The organism is Brevibacillus sp. RS1.1 (genome assembly GCF_013284365.1).
GTDB classification, from domain to species: Bacteria; Bacillota; Bacilli; order Brevibacillales; family Brevibacillaceae; genus Brevibacillus; species Brevibacillus brevis_D.
In genome coordinates, this window is sequence record NZ_JABSVA010000002.1 from 193,882 (window position 1) to 214,546 (window position 20,665).

Here is a 20,665-nt window from a genome sequence, read left to right on the forward strand (position 1 = left end):
AATTCCTCCTAAACGGTGGTTGGTTCCACCAATTGATGAAGCGCTTGAATCATTGCATCGGAAGAAGAAAGTAATAAATCCGTCGCGAGCTGTGCCTCTTCCTTCCAATTCGCGTAGAGCACAGAGCTCTCGAGTGGCCTTTTGGCAGTGTTGGCCTGCAGCGTGTACTGCTCGGCCTCCTCCGCTAAAAACTCCAGCTCCATAAAGATGGCGATCATGCCGTCCAATAAATTTCTTTTCCATTGCAGCTTTCTGGCCAATGCATCCATATGGATTTTTTTAACAGTTGGCACTTGCACGAAAAACTGGTACAACTGTTTAAAATGATCCCGGCCCGGACAGGAAAGCCGCTCCATTCCTAAATCCGGATCACCAAACAAACAGTATATGCGCTCCGCTTGTTTGAGCAAGACACGAACCACTTCCAATTCGGAACGGCGCGTCGGCAAATCATACAAAATCACGTTGGAAGAGGCTGTGATATTCGTCCCCTCTCGACCAACCACGATCAAGGAATTCACCTGTTCGCTTGTCGCCTTCGCTGCCAATGGTTCATAGCTTTCCTCGCGAAACAGAATCGTCACCGAATTGGACTCCGTCATCACTTGCTGCCATTTCTCTATCTTGTCACGACTGCCTCGCCAGTCAAACACTTGCTGGTGTCCAACAGACAAATCACGAATCGTCAGCTGAGGCTTTCGATTTCCGTTCCATTCGTTTACAGACAATTCTCCCAATACGTGAAAACGTGCCTTGGGCGTTACTCTCTTTGTTACATGTGCCCAGTTGAAGCCAATTGCATCCAAAGAGGTTCCCGCTTTGTTCAATGTACACTTCAAATGATTGTCATCTCGCCCAATGGTGCGCATCCCTTGTGTTTCTACTTCTTCTAACAAAACGAGCGGTGTTGGATTCCCCATGCCATATGGGGCGAGCTGTTCGAGTTGCTCCGCTGCGGTCAAGCTGATCTCTTCCATACTCATCGCAACGTCCACTTTGGTCATCGGTGTGAAGTCTTCGGTGGACAGCCACTCTCCAGCGAGCTCGTTCAATTTTTGGCGTAATAAATCGAGATTTTCTACAGGCAAGGTCATCCCTGCTGCCATTGTATGACCGCCATAGTGCGGTAACCATTCCTTGCAAGCAGTCAAACCTTCATACATATCAAAACCTGCAATGCTCCTCGCCGAGCCTTTTGCCGTTCCTTTTTCCGGATCGATGCCAAGCACAATCGTTGGACGGTAAAAAAGCTCGACCAATCGGGAAGCTACAATCCCTACCACGCCCACGTTCCAGCCTTCTTTAGCCAGAACGAGAACATTGTTCTGGTCTGGCGGATACAGTTCATTCACCATCTGGACAGCTTCCTCAGTCATCGCTGCGACGATTTCCTGTCGTTCGCGGTTTAAGTCGTCCAGCGCCTGGGCACATTTCTCAGCTTCGTCCATATCCGAAGTCGTCAGCAGTTTCACAGCGGATTCAGCCGTCTCCAGCCTTCCACTCGCATTCAGACGCGGTCCAAGCGCAAAGCCTACATGTCCAGCAGACAGCTCAGTATCGGCCAACCCACAAACTCGGATTAAGGCTTGCAGACCAAGGTTCCTTGTATGATTTAAGCGCTTTAATCCTGCTCGAGCAAGAATGCGATTTTCATCTACCAACGGCACCAGATCCGCTATCGTCCCCAATGCAGCCAAATCAGCCAAATGCAAAGGCGGCTCCTTCAGTAAGGCATGCCCTACTTTAAAGGCGACCCCCACTCCCGCCAACATATCAAACGGGTACGAACAACCAGGCTTCTTGGGGTTAATCACAGCAAATGCCTCCGGGATGACTGCCGGAGGTTCGTGATGGTCGGTTACAATGACGTCAAGACCCAACTGGTTCGCGTACGCTACCTGTTCGACTGCACTGATCCCTGTATCAACAGTGATGATCAGTTTATAGCCGCTTTGATGCAGATGCGCCAAGGCGTCTTTATGTAACCCATACCCTTCTGTAAAACGGTTGGGAATGTAGTAGTCAAAAACAGCGCCGAGTTGGCGCAGTAGATGTACCATTAGCGATGTGGAGCTAACCCCATCGGCGTCGTAATCGCCGTATATGCAAATCGGTTCTTGCCTTTGAATGGCTTGTTGAATGCGATGCACGCTTTGTTCCATTCCATCCAGCAAGAAAGGGTCATGAAACAATTCTGGACCGGCTTGCAAAAAATCACGAGCCTTTTGTGATGTATCAATGCCACGTATCACCAGTAGCTTGGATACGAGCGGAGTAAGCTGGCAATCTGCGGCGATACTAGCAGCAAGCTGCTCATCATAGGTGGCCAGTTTCCAGCGTGTTTTCGCTTTCAGCATGGGCTTTCCTCCAATCCTCATTCATTATAGTGGATGGAGCAGGAAGCTGACAACTGCATAAAACATACCGTTTTATGCAAAACTCTCATACGGCTTCAAACTGCGGCAAATACAGAAACAGAGAATAGAAAAACCGCAGGGTTCACCTGCGGTTTCGTCCACCGTTACATTACTTCTTTTTTCTTTTTCATATTCCGTTCTTTCAAATTCACCCATACTTGGGCTGCAATAAAGATAGAGGAATACGTACCACTCACTAGACCGAACAGCAGGGCTAAGGAGAAGTTCTGAATGCTCTCGCTTCCCAAAACAGCCAGTGCAAGAGCTGTGAAGAATACAGTCGCTACCGTGTATACAGAACGGCGCATCGTTTGCCACAGCGACACGTTCACCAGATGTTCCAGTTCAGGAATTGTCTTGGATTTCATCGTTCTCAAGTTCTCCCGAATCCGGTCAAAAATAACGATTTTATCGTTAATCGAGTAACCCAAGATCGTCAGAAGCGCGGCGATAAAGGTAATGTCTACCTCCAACCCGAGGATAGAGAACAACGCAATCGGAATAAACACGTCATGCGCAAGCCCCACGACACACGCAATACCGAACAGCCATTGGAAGCGGATCGCGATGTAGATGGCAATTCCCACAGCAGCAATCGCAACCGCAATCGCCGCTTTTTGCACCATCTCTTGCGCAATACTCGGATCAACCGACGAAACCTGCTTCGAGACCTGCTCACCGTATTTTGCTTTGAGAGCCATTTCCACTTTCATCAGTGTGTCGGATGAAATAGTTTGGTCAAAACGTGTATAGGCCTGACCATGGTTTTCCCCGTACGGAGTGACCGCGCTGAAATTCACATTAGGAACCTCTTTCTTGATCACTGCTTCTATATCTGTCGGATTGAATGCTTTTCCAATGTAAAGATCCAAGCGAGTTCCTGCCTTGAAGTCAACGCCAAGGTGAAGCCCTTGAAATAGCGTAAACAGAAGGCCGATGATAATAATCACAGAGGAAGCGATGAAAAACTTCCTGCGATTTTTCACGATGTCAAATCTGATTACAGTATGGTCTTTATCATAGCTCACGGATCTCACTCTCCTTTACCCCGAACCAGAACGGCTTTTTAAACATGTTGGAACGGACAACCAGCCAGAGGAGGAAGCGGGACCCAAACACGTTGGTAATGATACTTACGATAATCGTCATCGCTAATACAACAGCGAAGCCTTGTACGGAGCTCGTCCCGAAGAAAAACAGAACGCCCGTTGCAATCAGTGTCGTTACATGAGCATCGATAATCGTAATCAAGGAACGACGTTCACCTGCACGGAAGGCAGAGAGGACTGTCTTGCCAGAACGGATTTCTTCCTGGATGCGCTCATAGGTAATGATGTTGGCATCCACGGCAATCCCTACGGCCAAAATAAATCCAGCAATACCTGGCAGCGTCAGCGTTGCATGCATCCAGTCGAGTACCACCATACAAAAATAGGTAAATCCAGCCAAGGTAATGTTTGCAATCATACCTGGCATACGGTAAACAACTAGCATGAAAATAAAGATCAACGCAGCCCCGATATACCCTGCATACATGGTTTTCTCCAGAGCCAGGGTTCCCAAGGAAGCACCCACGGAGGTTACTTGCTTCTCAACCAGTTTGGCTGGCATCGCACCGGAATTCAGCAGATCAGCCAATTCCTGTGCCGATTCCTGTGTGTAATTTCCAGTAATTTGCGCGCTACCACCAGAAATGACCGATTGAATGGTCGGATTAGTTTGCATCGTCTCATCCAAAAAGATCGCCATTGGCTTGTGCAGGTTTGCACGTGTAGCTTCTTCTAGCTTCTTCGGGTCAGAGAATTTCAGGGTAACGAGCGGGCGTTTCAGGTCGTCATAACCAACTGCTGCCCCGTTTGGAGCCAAGTCACTTCCCTGCAACATAATCTTGCCATTTTCATCACGGAATGTCAGATGAGCAGGCTTCCCGATCAACTCGCGAAGCTTGTCCTGATCTGCTGATTGTGATGCGATTTGAACACGAATCCGGTTTGGCAATTCGGTAGTGGTGACTGGCTCAGCTACGCCACCGATGTTAATCCGTCTTTCAATCATGTGAGCTGTTGATTTCAAAAGCTCGATATCAACTTTGTGCCCAGCCTCAAGAGGCTCTACCTCATACAGAATCTCAAACCCGCCCTGCAGGTCCAGACCGAGTGTGATGTTTCCTGCCACCTGCTTGGTCGTAGTTGCTACAAGCGTAGCCAAAAGCCCTACAACGACCAGAAACAGGAGGAATCTTCCCCATTTAACCATAGTAGTAATACCCCTCTTTCCTAACAGGGTCCCGTCCTAGACGAGAAACCAATATGCCCATTATAACGAAGTACAAAAAAACGTGTCAATTATTGCTGGGAATGTAAACCATGGTAACCAACCCCTTGCGTTTTTCGCGACATGTACGTATACGATGAGGGCGGCCGGAAGTTTCTATAAAATCACTAAGAATTTTTGTACATTTGAATCATGAGGTAATTCATGTACTTGTTAGTCTTCAAGGACAAAATGTCGTTGACAAGCTGGTGTATCGGTGGCATTTCTTTATAGCTATTCGTGACGCATTCCCAAACGTCTTCAGGCGCAACGTTGTCGTACCCCAAAAGAGCAAATTCCTCTGCCTTGCTTACACAGAGACTTACGACTTGCCCATACCATTCCTGTTTTTGCGCTTGGTCCATCCCAATTTTCCCCCTCAAAGTAGTCATGCCGACAGCGGCACGTCCATATTCTTTACTGAGTGAATTTATCCTTGCAAAGGAGCCTTCCATGAAACAATCCTTCTTTTACGGAACGGTCATCCTCATTATTGCTGGTGGCATTACCAAAGTGTTTGGCTTTGCTCACAGGATCGTGTTGTCGCGCATTATCGGAGCGGAAGGAATGGGGCTTTATCAGATGGTTGTGCCCCTTTTATACTTTCTGATTACGGTGACGACATTCGGACTTCCGGTTGCCATTGCAAAGCAAGTGGCAGAGACGGAAGCAGCTAATAATCCGCGGCTGACTCGCCGATTTTTGTTACTAGCCTTGTCGGTTGCCGGCGGGATTAGCCTCTTCATTTGCGTCCTGCTTCTCTTGTTCTCACAATGGATTTCCGGAATGCTATTCGCTGACCCTCGTGCACACATTGTTCTGCTTGCAGCCATTCCGGTCATCCCGATTTCCGGCATTTCCCTTGTCCTGCGAGGATACTTCCAAGGCAAGCAAAACATGATCCCTACTGCCGTCTCTCAACTTGTGGAGCAAGTCGTCCGAATGGCACTGGTCGTTGTCATGACGATGTCGTTTCTTTCTGAAGGCATTGAGTACGCCACAGCAGGGGCTGTCGCCAGTATTATTTTTGGAGAAGCCGCCGGACTCTTGTACATTCTCTGGCAGTATCGCAAAGGCAGCAAAAAAGCAGCAGCTCAGCTTCTGGATAAGCCTCTACTCATGACGGTTTCCGCAAGCAAAAAGAGCTTGTCGCAACTCATTCATGTCGCACTCCCTGTTACGCTTAGCCGCGTCATCGGCTCCATTGCTTACGTGCTTGAGCCGATGCTCGTACCGTACGCGCTCGTTATTGCAGGCTTTACCACCTCGACTGCTACTAGCTTGTACGGACAGTTTGCCGGAATGGCCGTTCCTTTGGTGCTTTTCCCCACTTTTTTAACGTATTCCTTGTCCGTTTCCCTCGTTCCTGCCGTAGCGGAAGCGGCCTATCAAAAAAATGCTCCACTCGTGCATCGCCGCATTTATCAAGCCATGCGGATAACACTCGTCATTGGAGCACCTTGTACCGTCTTACTCACTATTTTTGCAGAACCCTTATGTGTCCTGCTCTACGGCAATGAGTATCGGGAGGTTGGCGTGCTGCTAAAAGAGCTGGCACCGTTCTCCGTCTTCCTGTTTTTCCAAGCCCCTCTTGCCGCCGCTTTGCAAGGTCTCGATTACGCTCAGGTCGTCTTTCGAAATACACTGATCAGTGCCATCATCAAAACTGTCGCCATGTTTTTTTTCACGGCACATCCATCATTCGGTATTCACGGCGCTGTCATTGCTCTTAATATCGGCATTACGCTTGGGACGCTATTGCATTTTGCCAGCCTGATCAAAAAAATTGGTTTTACGGTCGACCTTCGGGAATTCGGCAAAATCGCGGTTGCCATGCTGCTCATGGGTTATTCTGGTTCCTACATTGCCAAGCACTGGTTTACGGACATTTCGATTGGACAGCTATTGACCGCAAGCACCTTCATTAGCATGTTGCTGTACATTGTCCTACTCGTCGCCATGCGCGTCTTGGGCAAGCAAGACGTCCGGCGCATTCCGTGGATAGGCGAACAACTCGCCGCATTCTTCCCTCGCCGTTAGCACTTATTGCTACGGCTTGTCTTTTTTGTCCAAATATATGATGCCACGCTCGTCAATGCTGCAAAAAGAAACTTCTCGAATGTCTTTGATTCCGTATTTCCGGATTTCTCGTTTCAGCCATAGCTCGTTTTGTCCGATCTTGCTCAATGCCTCCGTTCGGACCTTGCCATCGAGAATCAATGGGATGGGCAGGCCTTTGTATGAGACAGGACCGACCTGTAGCTTCTTCATCAACGCGAGATCTTCCCTCGTAACCTTTTCTTTTTGCTCCTTTAAAAACACACTCATCTGTCCGGTTGGCTCCAACAACGCAAATTCAACATCGGCAATGTTTTTTACGTCTTTTTGCCGCAGATGTACCATCAAATCATCCATGTTCAAGCGATTGCGACGCATCGCCTGCTCCCTGATTTGCCCATTTTCTATAATCAAATCGGCAGAGCCGTCCACAGTATCGCGGAATTTCTTGCTTTTTAATGACACATAAGCGAAGGCGACTTCCAATAAGGCAATCAACAGCATCGGCAAATAAAACCGAAGAGCAGGCTTATCGACATCCTCAATCGCCAGTGCAGCCATTTCTGCAAGCATAATCGAAATGACCACATCAAAAACGGACAGCTTTCCCAATTCCCGCTTTCCCATTAACCGCACTAAGATCAGGAGGAAAAAATACGAGAAAAGGGTGCGAAGTAACACCATAGTAAGATCATCCACTTACGCTGCCCCCCAAAGAACATTTGATACTAGTGTTCAACAGGGGGCAGGGAAAGTATTAGCACCAATTACAGCCACTTTCTCTTGCGGAAAATGTGAAGCATGGCAAACGTCATGGCTAGCATAATTACGAGTGCCACGATCAGCATATATGGTTCTGCTTCTTCACCCAGCCATGCGAAAGTATTCATCCCGAATAGTCCGGTGATAAATGTCAACGGAAGGATGATTGTGGAGATGATGGTAAGAACCCGCATCGTCTCGGTTGTTTTGGCGCTAATGATGGTGTAGTACGTATCCAACGCACCGTTAACCAGATCACGGAAGGTTTCCGTTGAATCCGAGATCCGTTCCAAGTGGTCTGTTAGGTCGGTGTAGAACGGAACGTTTTCCTCGGAAATGTCGAAGGAGTAACGGCCGTTGACGTTCGCGAAAATTCTTTTTTGCGGCATGATCACACGCCTGATTAAAATAATCGTTCGCTTCAACGCCAGGAACTCTTCGGTAATTTCCTCCATCTGATGTTCATAAATCTCGTCCTCCAGCTCGTCAATCCGCACACTAATCCGATCAATAATGGGAAAATATTCATCGGTAATCCCGTCTACAATGGCATACAGCAAATAGTCAGGACCTCTGTTCAAGTATGAAATGTTACGGTGACACATGGCAGCGATCCGACCGATGGTATTCATCGGGGACTTGTGGATCGTCACGATGTAGTTAGGGCCGAGAAAAACGTTCAGTTCTACCGTTGTGATCTCGTCGTCACTTTCTTCATTGTAACGCAGGGCGTGAAAAACGAAGAAATAGTAGTCATCGTACTTGTCTACCTTGGCACGTGGACTGACGTGCAGGCAGTCCTCAATTGCCAGCGGGTGAAAGTCGAAAATCTTGGCAATATAGGGCAGTTCATTGTTTCCCACATCATACAGATCGATCCAGAGCAAATCCTCTGGTGATTTCAGCCATTGATCCTTCGTTGCCAGATCAACGTCGTGAAACATCTTCTGTTCAGAGTGGTTATAAAAGTACGTTTTGATCAATCTTCCTCACCCCCGTCTCGTTCCCCATCCATCATACGAAAATTCCTTTCAATGTTCAACGCGAAGATGAATACGTGAGCCAAGCCTCTCATATAGATGTACAAACACTTCCAATAAGGGGGTACATACCGTGCGAAGTGCATCCACCTCTGTACTGACCGGTCTATTGTATACGACATGTCTTGTTTTAATTGGAGCGTTGCTCGCGACCCTGCTTCTTAGCTTCACCTCGATACGAGAAGGCACGCTGCCCTATTTTACGTACGTAATCAATGCCATTGCCCTCTTGGTCGGGGGATACGTTACTGGACGTCGTTGCGGCGGCAAGGGCTGGTATTATGGCGGACTTACCGGACTCACGTACTTCCTCTTCATTCTCTTGATTGGCTTCCTCGGCTTTGACGCCCCGATGCAATGGGGAACCTTCCTGTTCTTGTTCGGTGCTTTTGGAGTGGCTGCATTAGGTGGGATTCTCGGTGTGAATTCGGCAAATTCCAACAACAAGCATAAACCTAAAGTTATCAAGCCACGCCGCTAAAACAAGACAGAAAAAAGCAGGTGGATCACCCACCTGCTTTTCGCATGTATTATTTGGATTCTTCTTTTGTTTCTTCGCTCTTCGTTAGTTCAGTCTTAGCAGGTTCGTTGCTGGAAGAAGCTACGTTGTTGATCGCTCCACGATCGAAAGTAACGTTTACGTTGTGAGCAATACGCAACGTAACAGTATCATCAGACAGTTCTTGGATTGTTCCATGCACTCCACCGATTGTTACGATCTTGTCGCCTTTTTTCAGAGCACCAAGCATAGCGTTGCGCTGTTTTGCCTTCTTTTGTTGCGGACGAATCAGCAAGAAGTAAAAAATCGCAAACATGATGATAATCGGTAAAAACTGAGTCAAGCCATCCATGAAAAAAATCCCCCTCGATTAAAAAGATCTATCTTCACCCAATCCATATTGAGCGAAAAACTGGTCGCGGAAATCTTGCAAGCGGTCTTCGGCAATCGCCTGACGCACCTGTTCCATTAACTTCACCAAGAAGTGCAGGTTATGGTAAGTAGTTAATCGGATACCAAAGGTTTCCTCCGACTTGACCAGGTGTCGGATGTAAGCACGTGTGTAATTTTTGCAGGTGTAGCAATCGCAATTTGGATCAAGCGGGGTAAAGTCGCGCGCGTATTTTGCATTACGGATGACCAGTCTTCCCTGGCTTGTCATGCATGTCCCATTGCGGGCAATTCTTGTCGGCAACACACAATCAAACATGTCGATGCCGCGGATCGCTCCCTCGATAAGCGCATCTGGTGATCCAACCCCCATCAAATAGCGGGCTTTGCTTGTCGGAAGCAGCGGAACAGTATGCTCCAGCACTTCGTACATCAAAGGAAACGGTTCTCCCACGCTCAAACCGCCGATCGCATATCCTGGGAAATCCATGGAAACGAGATCTCGTGCACTTTGTGCGCGCAAGTCGTTGAACATTCCACCTTGAACGATCCCAAACAGCGCTTGCTCGTTTGGACGAGTGTGCGCCTTCAGGCAACGCTCTGCCCAGCGGGTTGTTCGCTCCATTGATTTTTTTACGTAATCGTACTCAGCAGGATAAGGAGCACACTCATCGAATGCCATGAAAATATCGGCACCCAACGCGTTTTGAATCTGTGTCGCCTCTTCAGGACCAATAAACAGCTTCTCTCCGTTTAGGTGGGAACGGAAGGATACTCCTTCCTCCGTGATCTTGCGGAGGTTACTAAGGCTAAATACTTGAAAACCGCCGGAATCAGTCAGAATGGCACGGTCCCAATTCATAAAACCGTGCAGTCCGCCTGCCTCGCGAACAATTTCATGCCCTGGACGAAGAAACAAATGGTACGTATTACTGAGGATGATGCCCGCACCAATCGCTTTTAACTCCTCGGGGCTCATCGTCTTTACTGTCGCTTGTGTACCGACAGGCATAAAGACAGGGGTGTCAATCGTCCCATGAGGTGTATGTAGCTTACCGAGACGTGCACCAGTTTGTTTGCATGTTTTGATTAACTCGTAGCGTACAGCCAAATCTTTGCACTCCTCAAGCTATGTATGTAAGTCTTACCTATTATAGAAAAACTTCCGGGTGAAGTAAACCCACCTGACTAATAAGTATACACTTATACAGGTGGGTTGTTCACATTTTTATAAAATTAGCATCGCATCGCCAAAACTGAAGAAGCGATACTCCTCTTCGACAGCCGTTTTGTAGGCACGCATCACATTCTCTTTTCCAGCCAATGCACTTACAAGCATGACGAGCGTAGACTTCGGCAAGTGGAAGTTTGTCAGTAGCCCGTCCAGGATGGAAAACGTGTAGCCCGGATAAATGAAAATATCCGTCCAACCAGAGGTTGCCACCAGCTTTCCTCCATTCGCGCGCCCTACTGTCTCCAATGTTCGGCAGGATGTCGTCCCGACAGCGATTACTCTTCTACCTTCTACTTTTGCCTGATTCACCAGCTCTACTGTTTCTTCGGGAATCTCATAGTACTCCGCGTGCATGACATGCTCTTCCACGGAATCCGCTGATACAGGGCGAAAAGTCCCAAGTCCAACATGCAGTGTCACATAAGCCAGCTGTACCCCTTTGGCAGCGATTTGCTCCAAGTATGGCTTTGTGAAATGAAGCCCGGCTGTCGGAGCTGCCGCTGAACCGCGCTCCTTCGCATAGACTGTCTGGTAACGCTCGCTGTCCTCCAGCTGCGCGTGAATATACGGAGGCAAAGGCATCGAGCCTAATTGGTCGAGAATCTCATAAAAGATTCCCTCGTACAAAAAGCGCACGATTCGTCCACCTGTCTCTGTCACGTCTTCACAAACACAACGCAAAAGGCCGTTACCAAAAACCACTTCTGTCCCCGGCTTCATCCGCTTCCCGGGCTTCACCAGCGTCTCCCAACGATCCTCACCAAGTGATTTCAACAAAAGGATTTCTATTTTCGCACCAGTGTCAGCCTTTTCACCTATCAATCTGGCAGGTAAAACGCGGCTGTCATTCATGACGAGTACGTCCCCTGCCTGGAGGTGATCGATTAGATTGGTAAATTGCTGATGAACGATATTGCCTGTTTGTTTCTCTAACACGAGCAATCTCGATGAAGTTCGGTCTTCTAGCGGGTGCTGGGCGATCAAATGCTCCGGCAAATCAAAATCAAATTGTTGCACGTCCACGAAATCGTTACTCCTTTTTGCGGTAGATCTTGTGGCAAACGACTTACTTTTCGATTGTCACATCCTGGTAGTAGTGTTGCAAGATATCTTTGTAGTCATACCCTTCCTCTGCCATCGCACGTGCTCCGTATTGCGAAACACCAAGTCCGTGCCCAAAGCCAGTACCACGGAAGATGAATTGCGAACCATTGATCTTTTCTACTTCAAACTTCGTGCTGCGAAGAGGGGAGCCACCTTGTTGAAAAACAGAACGGAAAGCATCCGGTGAAGAAACGACGATTGGCTTCCCGTTTGCTTCCATCGCGATCACACGTCCAGATGGACCGCGCTCTGTCACTTTCAGGCTCGTTACGTTTCCTGAAATGCGTGGAGCTTTGTTCTTGTCATGCGCGGCATTGATCATGGCTGCGATCTCTGTAGCGGTAAACGGACCACGCGTCCACGAATACGCATTTTCTTCTTTTACTTCTGAGAGGATCGTTACCTCTGCACCAGTAGGGAGTACGGACAACACCCGATTCGTCGTTGTACTTGGACCCGAGCGCAAATTGGTATTCTCGGTCGAAATGACCGCCATTCTTTGTCCGGCTGAATTGCTCTGGCCTGTTTCGGTTACCAGATCATTTCGTACATAGCCGCTCGTACCATCCGCTAAAGCCACACGATACCATAAGCTTGCATTATCCATTGGATAGGTGTCTTTACTCTCGACAGATCGCAAATAAGGAACGGGATTGCCCCATACTTCTGTGCCATCCGCTGTCATACCGCCTGCGTTGGAATAGAAGAGCGACTCGGCTGGTTTGCCTTGGTAGTAAATGACTTCGCCTTCCGTCTCGTCGACGGCCTCACGCACATCATCAGACTCTTTTGTATAGCCATAATACGCCTGTTCGAAAACCGTATCGGACACATTGGCAACACCATACTTATTGCCTTGCCACACAGCACGAGTTCTCGACAGGACTGCCTGCGTTTTCAATGCTTCTATTGGCCAGCCTGGAGCCATTTCAGAGCCAACGACGCCATACAGATACTCTTCCATCGGAAGCTCATTTACTAGCGTCAAGTGACCATTGTATTCCGACAGCTCCATCTCACCACGATATGTGCGCTGCTCTCGTTCCACAACGCCAATCACCGCTTCATCGTCTGCTTTATTCGCTTCAACAGTCAGCTTAACTTGAGGGGAGAATACATACTTCCAAATCACTTCATCCGGTGATCCGTATACATCCTGCTTCAATATAACATATGAATGGCTGTCTGGCTCCTGATAGGAGAAAGAAGGGAATGCAGCGTTTGCTCTTCGTTTCAATTCTTTCACAGCATCAGGACTAACCTCATCACCGATCCAAACCGCATACTTTACTTTATCCCCCTCTGATACCATTACGGGATAAGCAGGAATACCCGTTGCTTCAAAGGACGCTTGCCATTCTTGCGCTTCCTTTAAGCTTTTGAATTTACCCGCTTCGAGTCGATGCGGGCCTTTTACCAGCGGATTCTGCCCGATTGCTTGGGCAACTGTTTTTGCCTGATTCGCAGCAGCCTGATACGTGTCGTACGTTCCGCTTACAACCTGATAGACGGTCTGACCGTTACGTTTTGCCACCTGGATCGAACCCTCGTATTTTCGTTGGCTCAATTGCTGTGCAATCTGCTGTGCGCGATTCCAGTCACCTGTTTCGGCAACGATCAGATGATATTCATCAACTCGGTAACGAGCTGCATCTCCCTTTAATTCGGGTAAATCTGTCTTGCCTTCGGGTCCATTGAGCACGACCTCCATTCCATTTGCAGCAGTTAGCGTAACGGAAGGAACTACTCCCCGATAGCCTTGTCCTGTATCCACAAATAGCGCAACCCTAATATTGTCGCCGGCTGCCTGCGCTGGTTCATGTCCTCCTACGAGAACTACTGATAGCAGGCCCACCGAAAGGACTTTCCCCATCCATTTCTTTCTCATGTCGTCCATTGTCCTTTCTTCACCTGATTTTCAACAAAAATTGGCATGTCTTCCCATGTTTTTTCGACAATCGTCGGCTGATCTCCTGCCTTTTTCGTAAAATGGGACCAAACGCCCGCACACACAAAAAACCACCGGAACGATGAGCTCCGATGGCCTACACACTTGCTTATTTAAACAACCGAAATAGATACATGCCAAGAGACAGGACGATGCTAATCACAATACAAGTCACAATCGGAAAGTAGAATTTGACGTTTTCCTTTTCTACCACGATATCTCCCGGCAAACGCCCCAAAGGCAAAAATCTGCCTCCTACCTGCCACAACAGACCGATTACGATTAAAGCAGCACCACCAATAATAAGTAGCTTGGCTACAGGATTCACGATTTCATCTCCCGACCAAAGTGTTGATACGCACTTGGGGTGAGTACACGCCCCCGTGGCGTCCGCTGCATAAAGCCAATCTGCATGAGGTACGGCTCGCAAACATCTTCCACCGTCTGTGACTCTTCTCCGATTGTTGCTGCGATCGTATCCAGTCCAACCGGTCCACCGTCAAAACGATCAATAATCGCTAGCAACAGTTTGTGGTCGATATGATCGAGACCGCAGGCATCTACTTGCAATCTTTCCAGCGCTTCTTTGGCAATCTCTGTCGTAATGACGCCTTCGCCTTTTACTTGGGCAAAATCGCGAACCCGCTTCAGCAAACGGTTTGCCACCCGGGGTGTTCCCCGTGAACGTCTGGCAATCTCCTCTGCCCCGCCTTCTCGAATGACGACCTGCAGGATGTCGGCTGCCCGTGAAACGATAAAGGTCAGTTCCGGAACAGTATAGAATTCCAGGCGATTGACAACCCCAAAGCGATCTCGAAGCGGCGCGGAGAGCATTCCAGCCCGCGTCGTAGCCCCGACCAGTGTAAATGGCGGCAAATCCAAACGAACACTGCGAGCGCTTGGCCCTTTACCGATAATGATGTCCAGCGCAAAATCCTCCATTGCCGGATACAGAACTTCCTCGACGCTTCGGTTAAGTCTGTGAATCTCGTCAATAAACAGGACATCGCCTTCTTGCAAATTCGTCAAAATCGCTGCCAAATCACCGGGGCGTTCAATTGCTGGACCAGAAGTCGTGCGGATATTCACACCCAGCTCATTTGCAATAATTTGCGACAGAGTCGTCTTCCCCAGACCAGGAGGACCGTACAGCAGTACGTGGTCCAACGACTCTTTCCGCATTTTGGCCGCTTCAATAAAAATTTTCAGGTTTTCCTTCACATGCTGCTGACCGATGTATTCGTTTAAATAGCGAGGACGGAGGCTCAGCTCCGCCGCATCTTCTTCCCAATTCATATGCGTCGTGATGATCCGAGAATCCAAAATCCTACCCCCTCATGAGCAACGCAAGCCCTTGTTTGATGAGCTTTTCTACACCATCGCCCTCTTTTGATTTCTCAGACAGCGTGTTTCTGATTTTTTGCAGTTCACCATCAGAGTAACCCAGTGCAGTCAACGCATCGAGCGCTTCGTTCAGTGCAGACACAGCTTGCTCGCCTGCTGTCAAATCACCCGCTGCAACAGTCAAAATCGCAGATGGTGTGTACCCTACCAATTTATCCTTCAAATCGAGGATAATTCGCTGGGCTGTCTTTTTCCCAATCCCCGGAAATTTCGTCAAATAGGTAACATTCTCCTGTTGAACCGCCATCACTAGCTGCTCAGGCGTTGCAGCGGCCAGAATAGCCAATCCGCCCTTTGGACCAATTCCGCTAACATCGAGCAGCTTGCGGAACAAATCGCGTTCGTCACGGGTAGCGAAGCCGTACAGCAGGATGGCATCTTCCCGCACGTGGTGGTGGGTAAACAATTTGGTTTTGTTGCCTTCATACCGAACGAATTGGTACGGGTTTGGGCAAAACAGTCGATAACCAATTCCACCCGTTTCGATAACTATGTATTCCGAATCGAGATAACTAAGTGTACCTTCTACAAAATCAATCATTTCTTGACCCCTTCCGAAATGGAAATGAACGCTCGAAACTGTGCGTGCGTAATCGCAATGCCCAATGCGTCCGCCACGTCGTCAGGCTTTGGTACTTCCTTTAACCGCAATAGGAGCTTCGTCATTTCCTGTATTTGCTTCTTCTCTGCCCCCCCGTATCCAGTCACAGCTTGCTTGACCTGCATCGGGGTATATTCATAGACCGGCACACCAGCCAGCTCTGCTGCAAGGATAATAACCCCTCGCGCTTGACCAACTGTAAAGGCCGTCGTCACGTTTTTATTAAAGAAAAGCTTTTCGACGGACATTTCATCGGGACGATAGGTTTCCAGAAGGCTCTGCATTGCCTCAAAAATCTGTTTCAATCTAAGCGGTACTGGCAATCCAGCTTCTGTTTGAATGCTTCCATATTGGACGGGACGCAATTGGCTGCCCTCTTTATCCACAACCCCGAAGCCAACAATCGCAATGCCAGGGTCAATTCCTAAAATGCGCATAGTCCACTCTCCGTGAGCAAAGATTCTACTCTCTACTGTAACACAAAGCACCCAAAAAGCGAACGTGTATTTCCATTTCATATCCAAGTCGACTTTTGAACAAAAAAACCCGCTCCCTATAAAAGGAACGGGTTATACGGCGTCTGTTAGTGTTTGTTCATTCCGAATGAATCCGACACATCATGCTGCATGTGGGCATAGTCGTCTACGCCACTTTGCATGTGCTCTTTGATCTTATTGATCTGTTGGTAATTGAGCTTGTTGTGCCCCTGGTTCAACTGAACGTACAAACGCTGATGGAACTGGTCTTTGTAGCTACCTCTAGGCATGGTAGACATGGTCTAAAGACTCCTCCTTCGATCACCGTATGAAATCAGTATGGCGTAAGCGCAATGGTGTTATGATACCAAGATTTACGCCACATATGTCAGACATCTTATTGAAACGATAAGCTGTGGAGGTGTTGGTTGTTGCGCAGTAAAGTCCTTATTTTTTGTATCTATTTTCTCGCAATCGCACTGTCCATGCCATACAATGCGCTTGCCAAGATCAAGAATGACATCATGGTCACCGTATCGGTATCACCCGATTCCTCCTTCCAAACGACCATGTCCTTCCCTGATCAAAAGCAATTTACGAAGCGGATATTGGGCTCTGCTATCGAAGTTGCTTCCTATAACCCACACTGGGTACGCGCTACATTGACCGTAAAAAAACGAATGTATGTATATGATCACGATGGTCAGCTTTATGAAAAAGAAATGCCGCGTCGCTATGTGTTGGCAAATGATGTTCGCCAGCAGATCGAAGAAATGGTCAAGTCCGTAGAGGCAGTCCATTTTGCACAAGCCATTCCTTGGGAACAGGTGAAAAAAACGTTAAAACGGATGGAATTCGGTACGGTAATTGATTTAGAGACAGGACAACGTTTTGATGTCCAGCGCAGAGCAGGTAGTCGCCATGCCGATGTTCAACCGTTGACACGCAAGGATACACAGATCATGAAGAACATTTATCAGGGAAAATGGTCGTGGAAGCGCAGAGCCATTCTGGTAGAGGTAGACGGCACTTATTTTGCAGCGTCTATGCACGGAATGCCTCATGGTGCTGGTGCGATTAAGGGAAATGAATTCCCTGGGCATTTTTGCATCCACTTTTTTGGCAGCTCCACCCATCGACGCTCAGAGCCCGATCCCAGTCACAGCATGATGATTCTCAAAGCCTCCGGAGCACTTGCCACTACACTAAAAGGGGCGTCACCTGAAGAATTGGTCGGCTATTTCCTCACCGCTCTGCATGAGCACGACACCCATTCGATGCGAATGACAACAGACGGTTTCACACTTCCAGAAGAACTGTCCGCGATCGAATCTGTGCGAACGTCAGAAATCGTCATCCCTTCAGACGAACGTGGTCCCCTCTTGATAGAGGTTCCTGTTCGGCTCGCGTACATCGCAGAGGAAGGCGGGAATTTTCGACGAACATGGAAGTTTCTTTTGCGCCGTGAAGTCCCGGGGGAACGCTGGCGAATCATTGCGGTTGAACTAAATCCGTAGCCATGGAAACAAAAATCCCTTTCCAGTCCATACGCGCTTGTTACACGAAAGGCTCGAAAGGGATTTCTTTTCGGTTTACCCGTATTCATTGTCCGCTCCATTGGTATTCGCCATAGGTAGACAACACACTGTTATATTCTGCCAAGTTCCGAATGCGAATCCCCCGTTTCAGATTCTCCCATTCCTCTTTTGGCAGACTCGCTTCCATTTTTGCCGTATCGATTCGATAAAAGGTTTGCACGACATCTTGTTCAGCAGGCAGACCATGAAACAGGGCAAGCATGCCGTCCGCAGCTATTCCGATATGTCCATTCTCCTTGCACGCTGGCGCTATATCCTGCTCGCGTTTCATTAAGAGCATCTTGACGGGCTCGGCTTGTACAATTTCCCATCCAGTATAGTTGCCCATGGCGTCTGCCAGTTGATTCGGACGAACCGATACATGTTCTTCATCTCGCACCCCACACAAATAATGGCGGGCTAAAACCAGTTCGTACGAATTACCTGCGACTACATCCGCTTTACCAGTATGGTTCAGTAAGCGTGTAAGACCTGAATCACTTCCATTTTTACCCAGAAATACAATACCGGCTACGACGCCTGTAACGAAAGCTACACCCCAGGTCGCGTAAACCATCCACTTTTTCTTCTCAGTCAAATAGAACCCCTTCTTTTATAGGCTTTTCTTCCTATCATTGCCACAAAGAAACAGGGGCATACGCGACTAAAGTGGGATTGACGTTATATTTTTTTACTTTTGTCAATACAAAAAATTAATATACTATTTCATCTAGCTATCTATCCAGCCTTCAAATCTAATGATAAACTATTTTTGCTTGGCATTATTGTAAACTTATGGAGGTCATTTCAAACATGAAAAAAACGAACAAAAAAATGCTGACTGCTTTTCTCCTCAGCACTTCTTTGGTTGTTGGCGCACTCTCTTTTCCTCTTACTCCTGTAAGCGCGCAAACAGGTTCTGTCCTCAAGCTCCGCCTTTTGGAAACGACAGATATCCACACCAACATCGTGAACTATGACTACTATCAAGACAAAAACACAGACGAGTTTGGCCTCGCAAAAACAGCGACATTGGTCAAAAAAGCAAGAGAAGAAGCGAAAAACAGCATCCTGATCGACAACGGTGACTTGTTGCAAGGAAACCCATTGGGCGACTACGTGGCAAAAATTGACCCGTTGAAAGCCGGAGATACTCACCCTGCTTACAAAGCAATGAACCTGATGGACTATGATGTTGCCAATATCGGTAACCACGAGTTCAACTTTGGTTTGGACTTCTTGGGCACCAGCTTGAAAGGTGCGAAATTCCCTTATATTAACGCCAATGTCTATGTAGACGACAAGGACAAAAACCCTAACAATGACAAAAACATGTTCACTCCTTACGAAATCCTGGAGCGTACTTTTAAAGATGAGAACGGCAAGGATGTAAAACTCAAAGTAGGTGTAATCGGTTTTGTTCCTCCACAAATTATGCAGTGGGACAAGGCCAACCTGGAAGGAAAAGTAATCGCGAAGGACATCGTGGAAACTGCCAACAAATTCGTACCTGAAATGAAGAAAAAAGGTGCGGACATCATCATCGCAGTTCCTCACTCCGGAATTGGCCCTATCGAGGGTGGTCCTCAATTGGAGAACGCTAGCTACCAGCTGAGCAAAGTAGATGGTATCGACGCGATCTTGTTCGGACACTCCCACTCCGTATTCCCTGGTCCTGGATTCGATAAAATTCCAGGCATTGATGCAGAAAAAGGAACGCTCAACGGTAAACCAGCTGTTATGCCTGGCTTCTGGGGTAACCACCTCGGCGTGATCGACCTGACGCTGAAACAAGAAAACGGAAAATGGAAAGTAGCTGAGTCCGCTACAAAAGTTGTTCCGATTTATGACAAAGCAAACAAAGCATCCTTGGCTGATGCAGACAAAGCTATCGTAGAAGCAGTAAAAGAAGATCACGATAAAACAGTTGACTGGGTTCGCTCCGCTGTAGGGAAAACATCTTCCCCGATCTTCAGCTACTTTGCACTCGTGCAAGATGACCCATCTATCCAAATCGTAACCAATGCACAAAAATGGTTCGTGGAGAAAAACGTGAAGGGTACAGAATACGACGGCATTCCAGTTCTGTCTGCTGGTGCACCATTTAAAGCGGGCGGCCGTAACGGAGTGAGCTACTACTCCAATATCCCAGCTGGTACAATCGCCATCAAAAACGTATCTGACCTGTACATCTACCCGAACACATTGAAAGCGGTTCTGGTCGATGGTGCTACGGTGAAAGAATGGTTAGAGCGCTCCGCTGGACAGTTCAACCAAATCGATGCGAAGAAAACAGATGAGCAACCACTCATCAACGAGTCTTTCCCAACGTACAACTATGATGTAATCGACGGTGTTACTTATCAAATCGATGTTACGCAACCATCCAAATACGCTGTAGATGGAAAAGTAGCAAACAAAGATGCAAACCGCATCAAAAACCTGTCTTATAACGGCAAACCAGTAAAACCTGAAGACAAGTTTATCGTCGTAACCAACAACTACCGTGCAAGCGGCGGCGGTGCGTTCCCAGGTCTGGATGGCAAAAACATCGTAATCGATTCTCCAGATGAAAACCGTCAAATCGTAATCGACTACATCCTGAACCAAAAAAATATCGATCCAGCAGCAGACAATAACTGGTCTTTCGCTCCAGTAGATGCGAAGCTGAACGTTACCTTCACTTCTTCTCCTGACGCGAAACCATTCGCTGAAAAAATGTCCCATATCAAGTTCATCAACGTATTGGAATCTGGGTTTGCGAAATTCTCTATTGATCTGTCCAAGCCTGCTTCCAAGTAAGCTTGTCAACAACACAAACATCCCTCTTGAAAGAGGGATG

The 20,665-nt window shown here is 47.8% G+C and carries 20 protein-coding genes; 4 read left to right on the forward strand and 16 right to left on the reverse strand.

The features are described from left to right. Nucleotides 1-8 precede the first annotated feature (8 nt). The 4 genes from recJ to HP570_RS06555 form a co-directional block, all read right to left on the reverse strand. The gene (recJ, locus tag HP570_RS06540; protein ID WP_173625240.1) at nucleotides 9-2,357 is read right to left on the reverse strand and encodes a single-stranded-DNA-specific exonuclease RecJ; all 2,349 of its coding nucleotides are present in this window, start codon (nucleotides 2,355-2,357) and stop codon (nucleotides 9-11) included. 164 nt (nucleotides 2,358-2,521) lie between these two features. After that, on the reverse strand, nucleotides 2,522-3,445 hold the full coding sequence (gene secF, locus HP570_RS06545) for a protein translocase subunit SecF (RefSeq protein WP_173604928.1): 924 nt from the start codon (nucleotides 3,443-3,445) through the stop codon (nucleotides 2,522-2,524). Then, nucleotides 3,435-4,673, reverse strand: coding sequence for a protein translocase subunit SecD (gene secD / locus HP570_RS06550; protein WP_012685593.1), 1,239 nt, complete (start codon nucleotides 4,671-4,673; stop codon nucleotides 3,435-3,437). Before secD ends, secF begins: the two co-directional genes overlap by 11 nt. Before the next feature lie 185 nt (nucleotides 4,674-4,858). Continuing rightward, nucleotides 4,859-5,095: a post-transcriptional regulator gene (locus HP570_RS06555; RefSeq protein WP_026133908.1), complete on the reverse strand. Its 237-nt coding sequence runs from the start codon at nucleotides 5,093-5,095 to the stop codon at nucleotides 4,859-4,861. 88 nt (nucleotides 5,096-5,183) lie between these two features. Between HP570_RS06555 and spoVB the strand changes: the two genes are divergently transcribed. After that, nucleotides 5,184-6,770, forward strand: a complete 1,587-nt coding sequence (gene spoVB / locus HP570_RS06560) for a stage V sporulation protein B (protein ID WP_012685591.1) — start codon at nucleotides 5,184-5,186, stop codon at nucleotides 6,768-6,770. 9 nt (nucleotides 6,771-6,779) lie between these two features. On the opposite strand, the gene HP570_RS06565 is transcribed toward spoVB, so the two are convergent. Both HP570_RS06565 and corA read right to left on the reverse strand, forming a co-directional pair. After that, entirely contained in the window at nucleotides 6,780-7,487 is a 708-nt protein-coding gene (locus HP570_RS06565) for a DUF421 domain-containing protein (RefSeq protein ID WP_173625241.1), read from the reverse strand. A gap of 68 nt (nucleotides 7,488-7,555) precedes the next feature. Next, a complete protein-coding gene (gene corA, locus HP570_RS06570; RefSeq protein WP_007717563.1) occupies nucleotides 7,556-8,533 on the reverse strand; it encodes a magnesium/cobalt transporter CorA in 978 nt (325 codons plus the stop codon). Between the two features lie 130 nt (nucleotides 8,534-8,663). Here corA and HP570_RS06575 point away from each other — a divergent pair, with 130 nt between their 5' ends. Beyond that, nucleotides 8,664-9,071 (forward strand): TIGR04086 family membrane protein, encoded by a 408-nt coding sequence (locus tag HP570_RS06575; RefSeq protein WP_012685589.1) that lies wholly within the window; start codon nucleotides 8,664-8,666, stop codon nucleotides 9,069-9,071. 49 nt (nucleotides 9,072-9,120) lie between these two features. On the opposite strand, the gene yajC is transcribed toward HP570_RS06575, so the two are convergent. The 9 genes from yajC to HP570_RS06620 all read right to left on the reverse strand — a co-directional run bounded on the left by yajC (nucleotide 9,121) and on the right by HP570_RS06620 (nucleotide 16,545). After that, nucleotides 9,121-9,441, reverse strand: a complete 321-nt coding sequence (gene yajC, locus HP570_RS06580) for a preprotein translocase subunit YajC (protein WP_012685588.1) — start codon at nucleotides 9,439-9,441, stop codon at nucleotides 9,121-9,123. A gap of 18 nt (nucleotides 9,442-9,459) precedes the next feature. Continuing rightward, entirely contained in the window at nucleotides 9,460-10,590 is a 1,131-nt protein-coding gene (gene tgt, locus HP570_RS06585; protein WP_012685587.1) for a tRNA guanosine(34) transglycosylase Tgt, read from the reverse strand. Between the two features lie 117 nt (nucleotides 10,591-10,707). Next, nucleotides 10,708-11,736 carry a tRNA preQ1(34) S-adenosylmethionine ribosyltransferase-isomerase QueA gene (gene queA, locus HP570_RS06590; RefSeq protein WP_173604930.1) on the reverse strand — a complete coding sequence of 343 codons (1,029 nt, stop codon included), beginning with the start codon at nucleotides 11,734-11,736 and terminating at the stop codon, nucleotides 10,708-10,710. A gap of 43 nt (nucleotides 11,737-11,779) precedes the next feature. After that, a complete protein-coding gene (locus HP570_RS06595) occupies nucleotides 11,780-13,714 on the reverse strand; it encodes a SpoIID/LytB domain-containing protein (protein ID WP_173625242.1) in 1,935 nt (644 codons plus the stop codon). A gap of 160 nt (nucleotides 13,715-13,874) precedes the next feature. Next, on the reverse strand, nucleotides 13,875-14,093 hold the full coding sequence (locus tag HP570_RS06600) for a DUF2905 domain-containing protein (protein ID WP_012685583.1): 219 nt from the start codon (nucleotides 14,091-14,093) through the stop codon (nucleotides 13,875-13,877). Beyond that, complete coding sequence (gene ruvB, locus HP570_RS06605; protein WP_012685582.1) at nucleotides 14,090-15,088, reverse strand: Holliday junction branch migration DNA helicase RuvB; 999 nt, start codon at nucleotides 15,086-15,088, stop codon at nucleotides 14,090-14,092. Before ruvB ends, HP570_RS06600 begins: the two co-directional genes overlap by 4 nt. A gap of 4 nt (nucleotides 15,089-15,092) precedes the next feature. Beyond that, nucleotides 15,093-15,710, reverse strand: a complete 618-nt coding sequence (ruvA, locus tag HP570_RS06610) for a Holliday junction branch migration protein RuvA (protein WP_012685581.1) — start codon at nucleotides 15,708-15,710, stop codon at nucleotides 15,093-15,095. Beyond that, nucleotides 15,707-16,207 carry a crossover junction endodeoxyribonuclease RuvC gene (ruvC, locus tag HP570_RS06615; RefSeq protein ID WP_012685580.1) on the reverse strand — a complete coding sequence of 167 codons (501 nt, stop codon included), beginning with the start codon at nucleotides 16,205-16,207 and terminating at the stop codon, nucleotides 15,707-15,709. Before ruvC ends, ruvA begins: the two co-directional genes overlap by 4 nt. A gap of 146 nt (nucleotides 16,208-16,353) precedes the next feature. After that, the gene (locus tag HP570_RS06620) at nucleotides 16,354-16,545 is read right to left on the reverse strand and encodes a hypothetical protein (RefSeq protein ID WP_007724527.1); all 192 of its coding nucleotides are present in this window, start codon (nucleotides 16,543-16,545) and stop codon (nucleotides 16,354-16,356) included. A 132-nt stretch (nucleotides 16,546-16,677) separates the two neighbouring features. On the opposite strand from HP570_RS06620, the gene HP570_RS06625 reads away from it, so the two are divergent. Next, nucleotides 16,678-17,763 carry a hypothetical protein gene (locus HP570_RS06625; protein ID WP_173604984.1) on the forward strand — a complete coding sequence of 362 codons (1,086 nt, stop codon included), beginning with the start codon at nucleotides 16,678-16,680 and terminating at the stop codon, nucleotides 17,761-17,763. An 85-nt stretch (nucleotides 17,764-17,848) separates the two neighbouring features. Here the strand turns inward: HP570_RS06625 and HP570_RS06630 are convergent, their stop codons facing one another. Beyond that, complete coding sequence (locus HP570_RS06630; RefSeq protein ID WP_173604932.1) at nucleotides 17,849-18,421, reverse strand: BofC C-terminal domain-containing protein; 573 nt, start codon at nucleotides 18,419-18,421, stop codon at nucleotides 17,849-17,851. Nucleotides 18,422-18,636: 215 nt separating this feature from the next. Here HP570_RS06630 and HP570_RS06635 point away from each other — a divergent pair, with 215 nt between their 5' ends. Then, on the forward strand, nucleotides 18,637-20,625 hold the full coding sequence (locus HP570_RS06635) for a bifunctional 2',3'-cyclic-nucleotide 2'-phosphodiesterase/3'-nucleotidase (protein WP_012685577.1): 1,989 nt from the start codon (nucleotides 18,637-18,639) through the stop codon (nucleotides 20,623-20,625). The last annotated feature ends 40 nt before the right edge of the window (nucleotides 20,626-20,665 follow it).

What these genes read in the sequence shown, in the direction of transcription:
- recJ (WP_173625240.1), bottom strand. Translation starts at nt 2,357, where the DNA reads ATGCTGAAAGCGAAAACACGCTGGAAACTGGCCACCTATGATGAGCAG.
- secD (WP_012685593.1), bottom strand. Translation starts at nt 4,673, where the DNA reads ATGGTTAAATGGGGAAGATTCCTCCTGTTTCTGGTCGTTGTAGGGCTT.
- HP570_RS06555 (WP_026133908.1), bottom strand. Translation starts at nt 5,095, where the DNA reads ATGGACCAAGCGCAAAAACAGGAATGGTATGGGCAAGTCGTAAGTCTC.
- spoVB (WP_012685591.1), top strand. Translation starts at nt 5,184, where the DNA reads ATGAAACAATCCTTCTTTTACGGAACGGTCATCCTCATTATTGCTGGT.
- yajC (WP_012685588.1), bottom strand. Translation starts at nt 9,441, where the DNA reads ATGGATGGCTTGACTCAGTTTTTACCGATTATCATCATGTTTGCGATT.
- HP570_RS06595 (WP_173625242.1), bottom strand. Translation starts at nt 13,714, where the DNA reads ATGGACGACATGAGAAAGAAATGGATGGGGAAAGTCCTTTCGGTGGGC.
- ruvA (WP_012685581.1), bottom strand. Translation starts at nt 15,710, where the DNA reads ATGATTGATTTTGTAGAAGGTACACTTAGTTATCTCGATTCGGAATAC.
- ruvC (WP_012685580.1), bottom strand. Translation starts at nt 16,207, where the DNA reads ATGCGCATTTTAGGAATTGACCCTGGCATTGCGATTGTTGGCTTCGGG.
- HP570_RS06620 (WP_007724527.1), bottom strand. Translation starts at nt 16,545, where the DNA reads ATGTCTACCATGCCTAGAGGTAGCTACAAAGACCAGTTCCATCAGCGT.
- HP570_RS06635 (WP_012685577.1), top strand. Translation starts at nt 18,637, where the DNA reads ATGAAAAAAACGAACAAAAAAATGCTGACTGCTTTTCTCCTCAGCACT.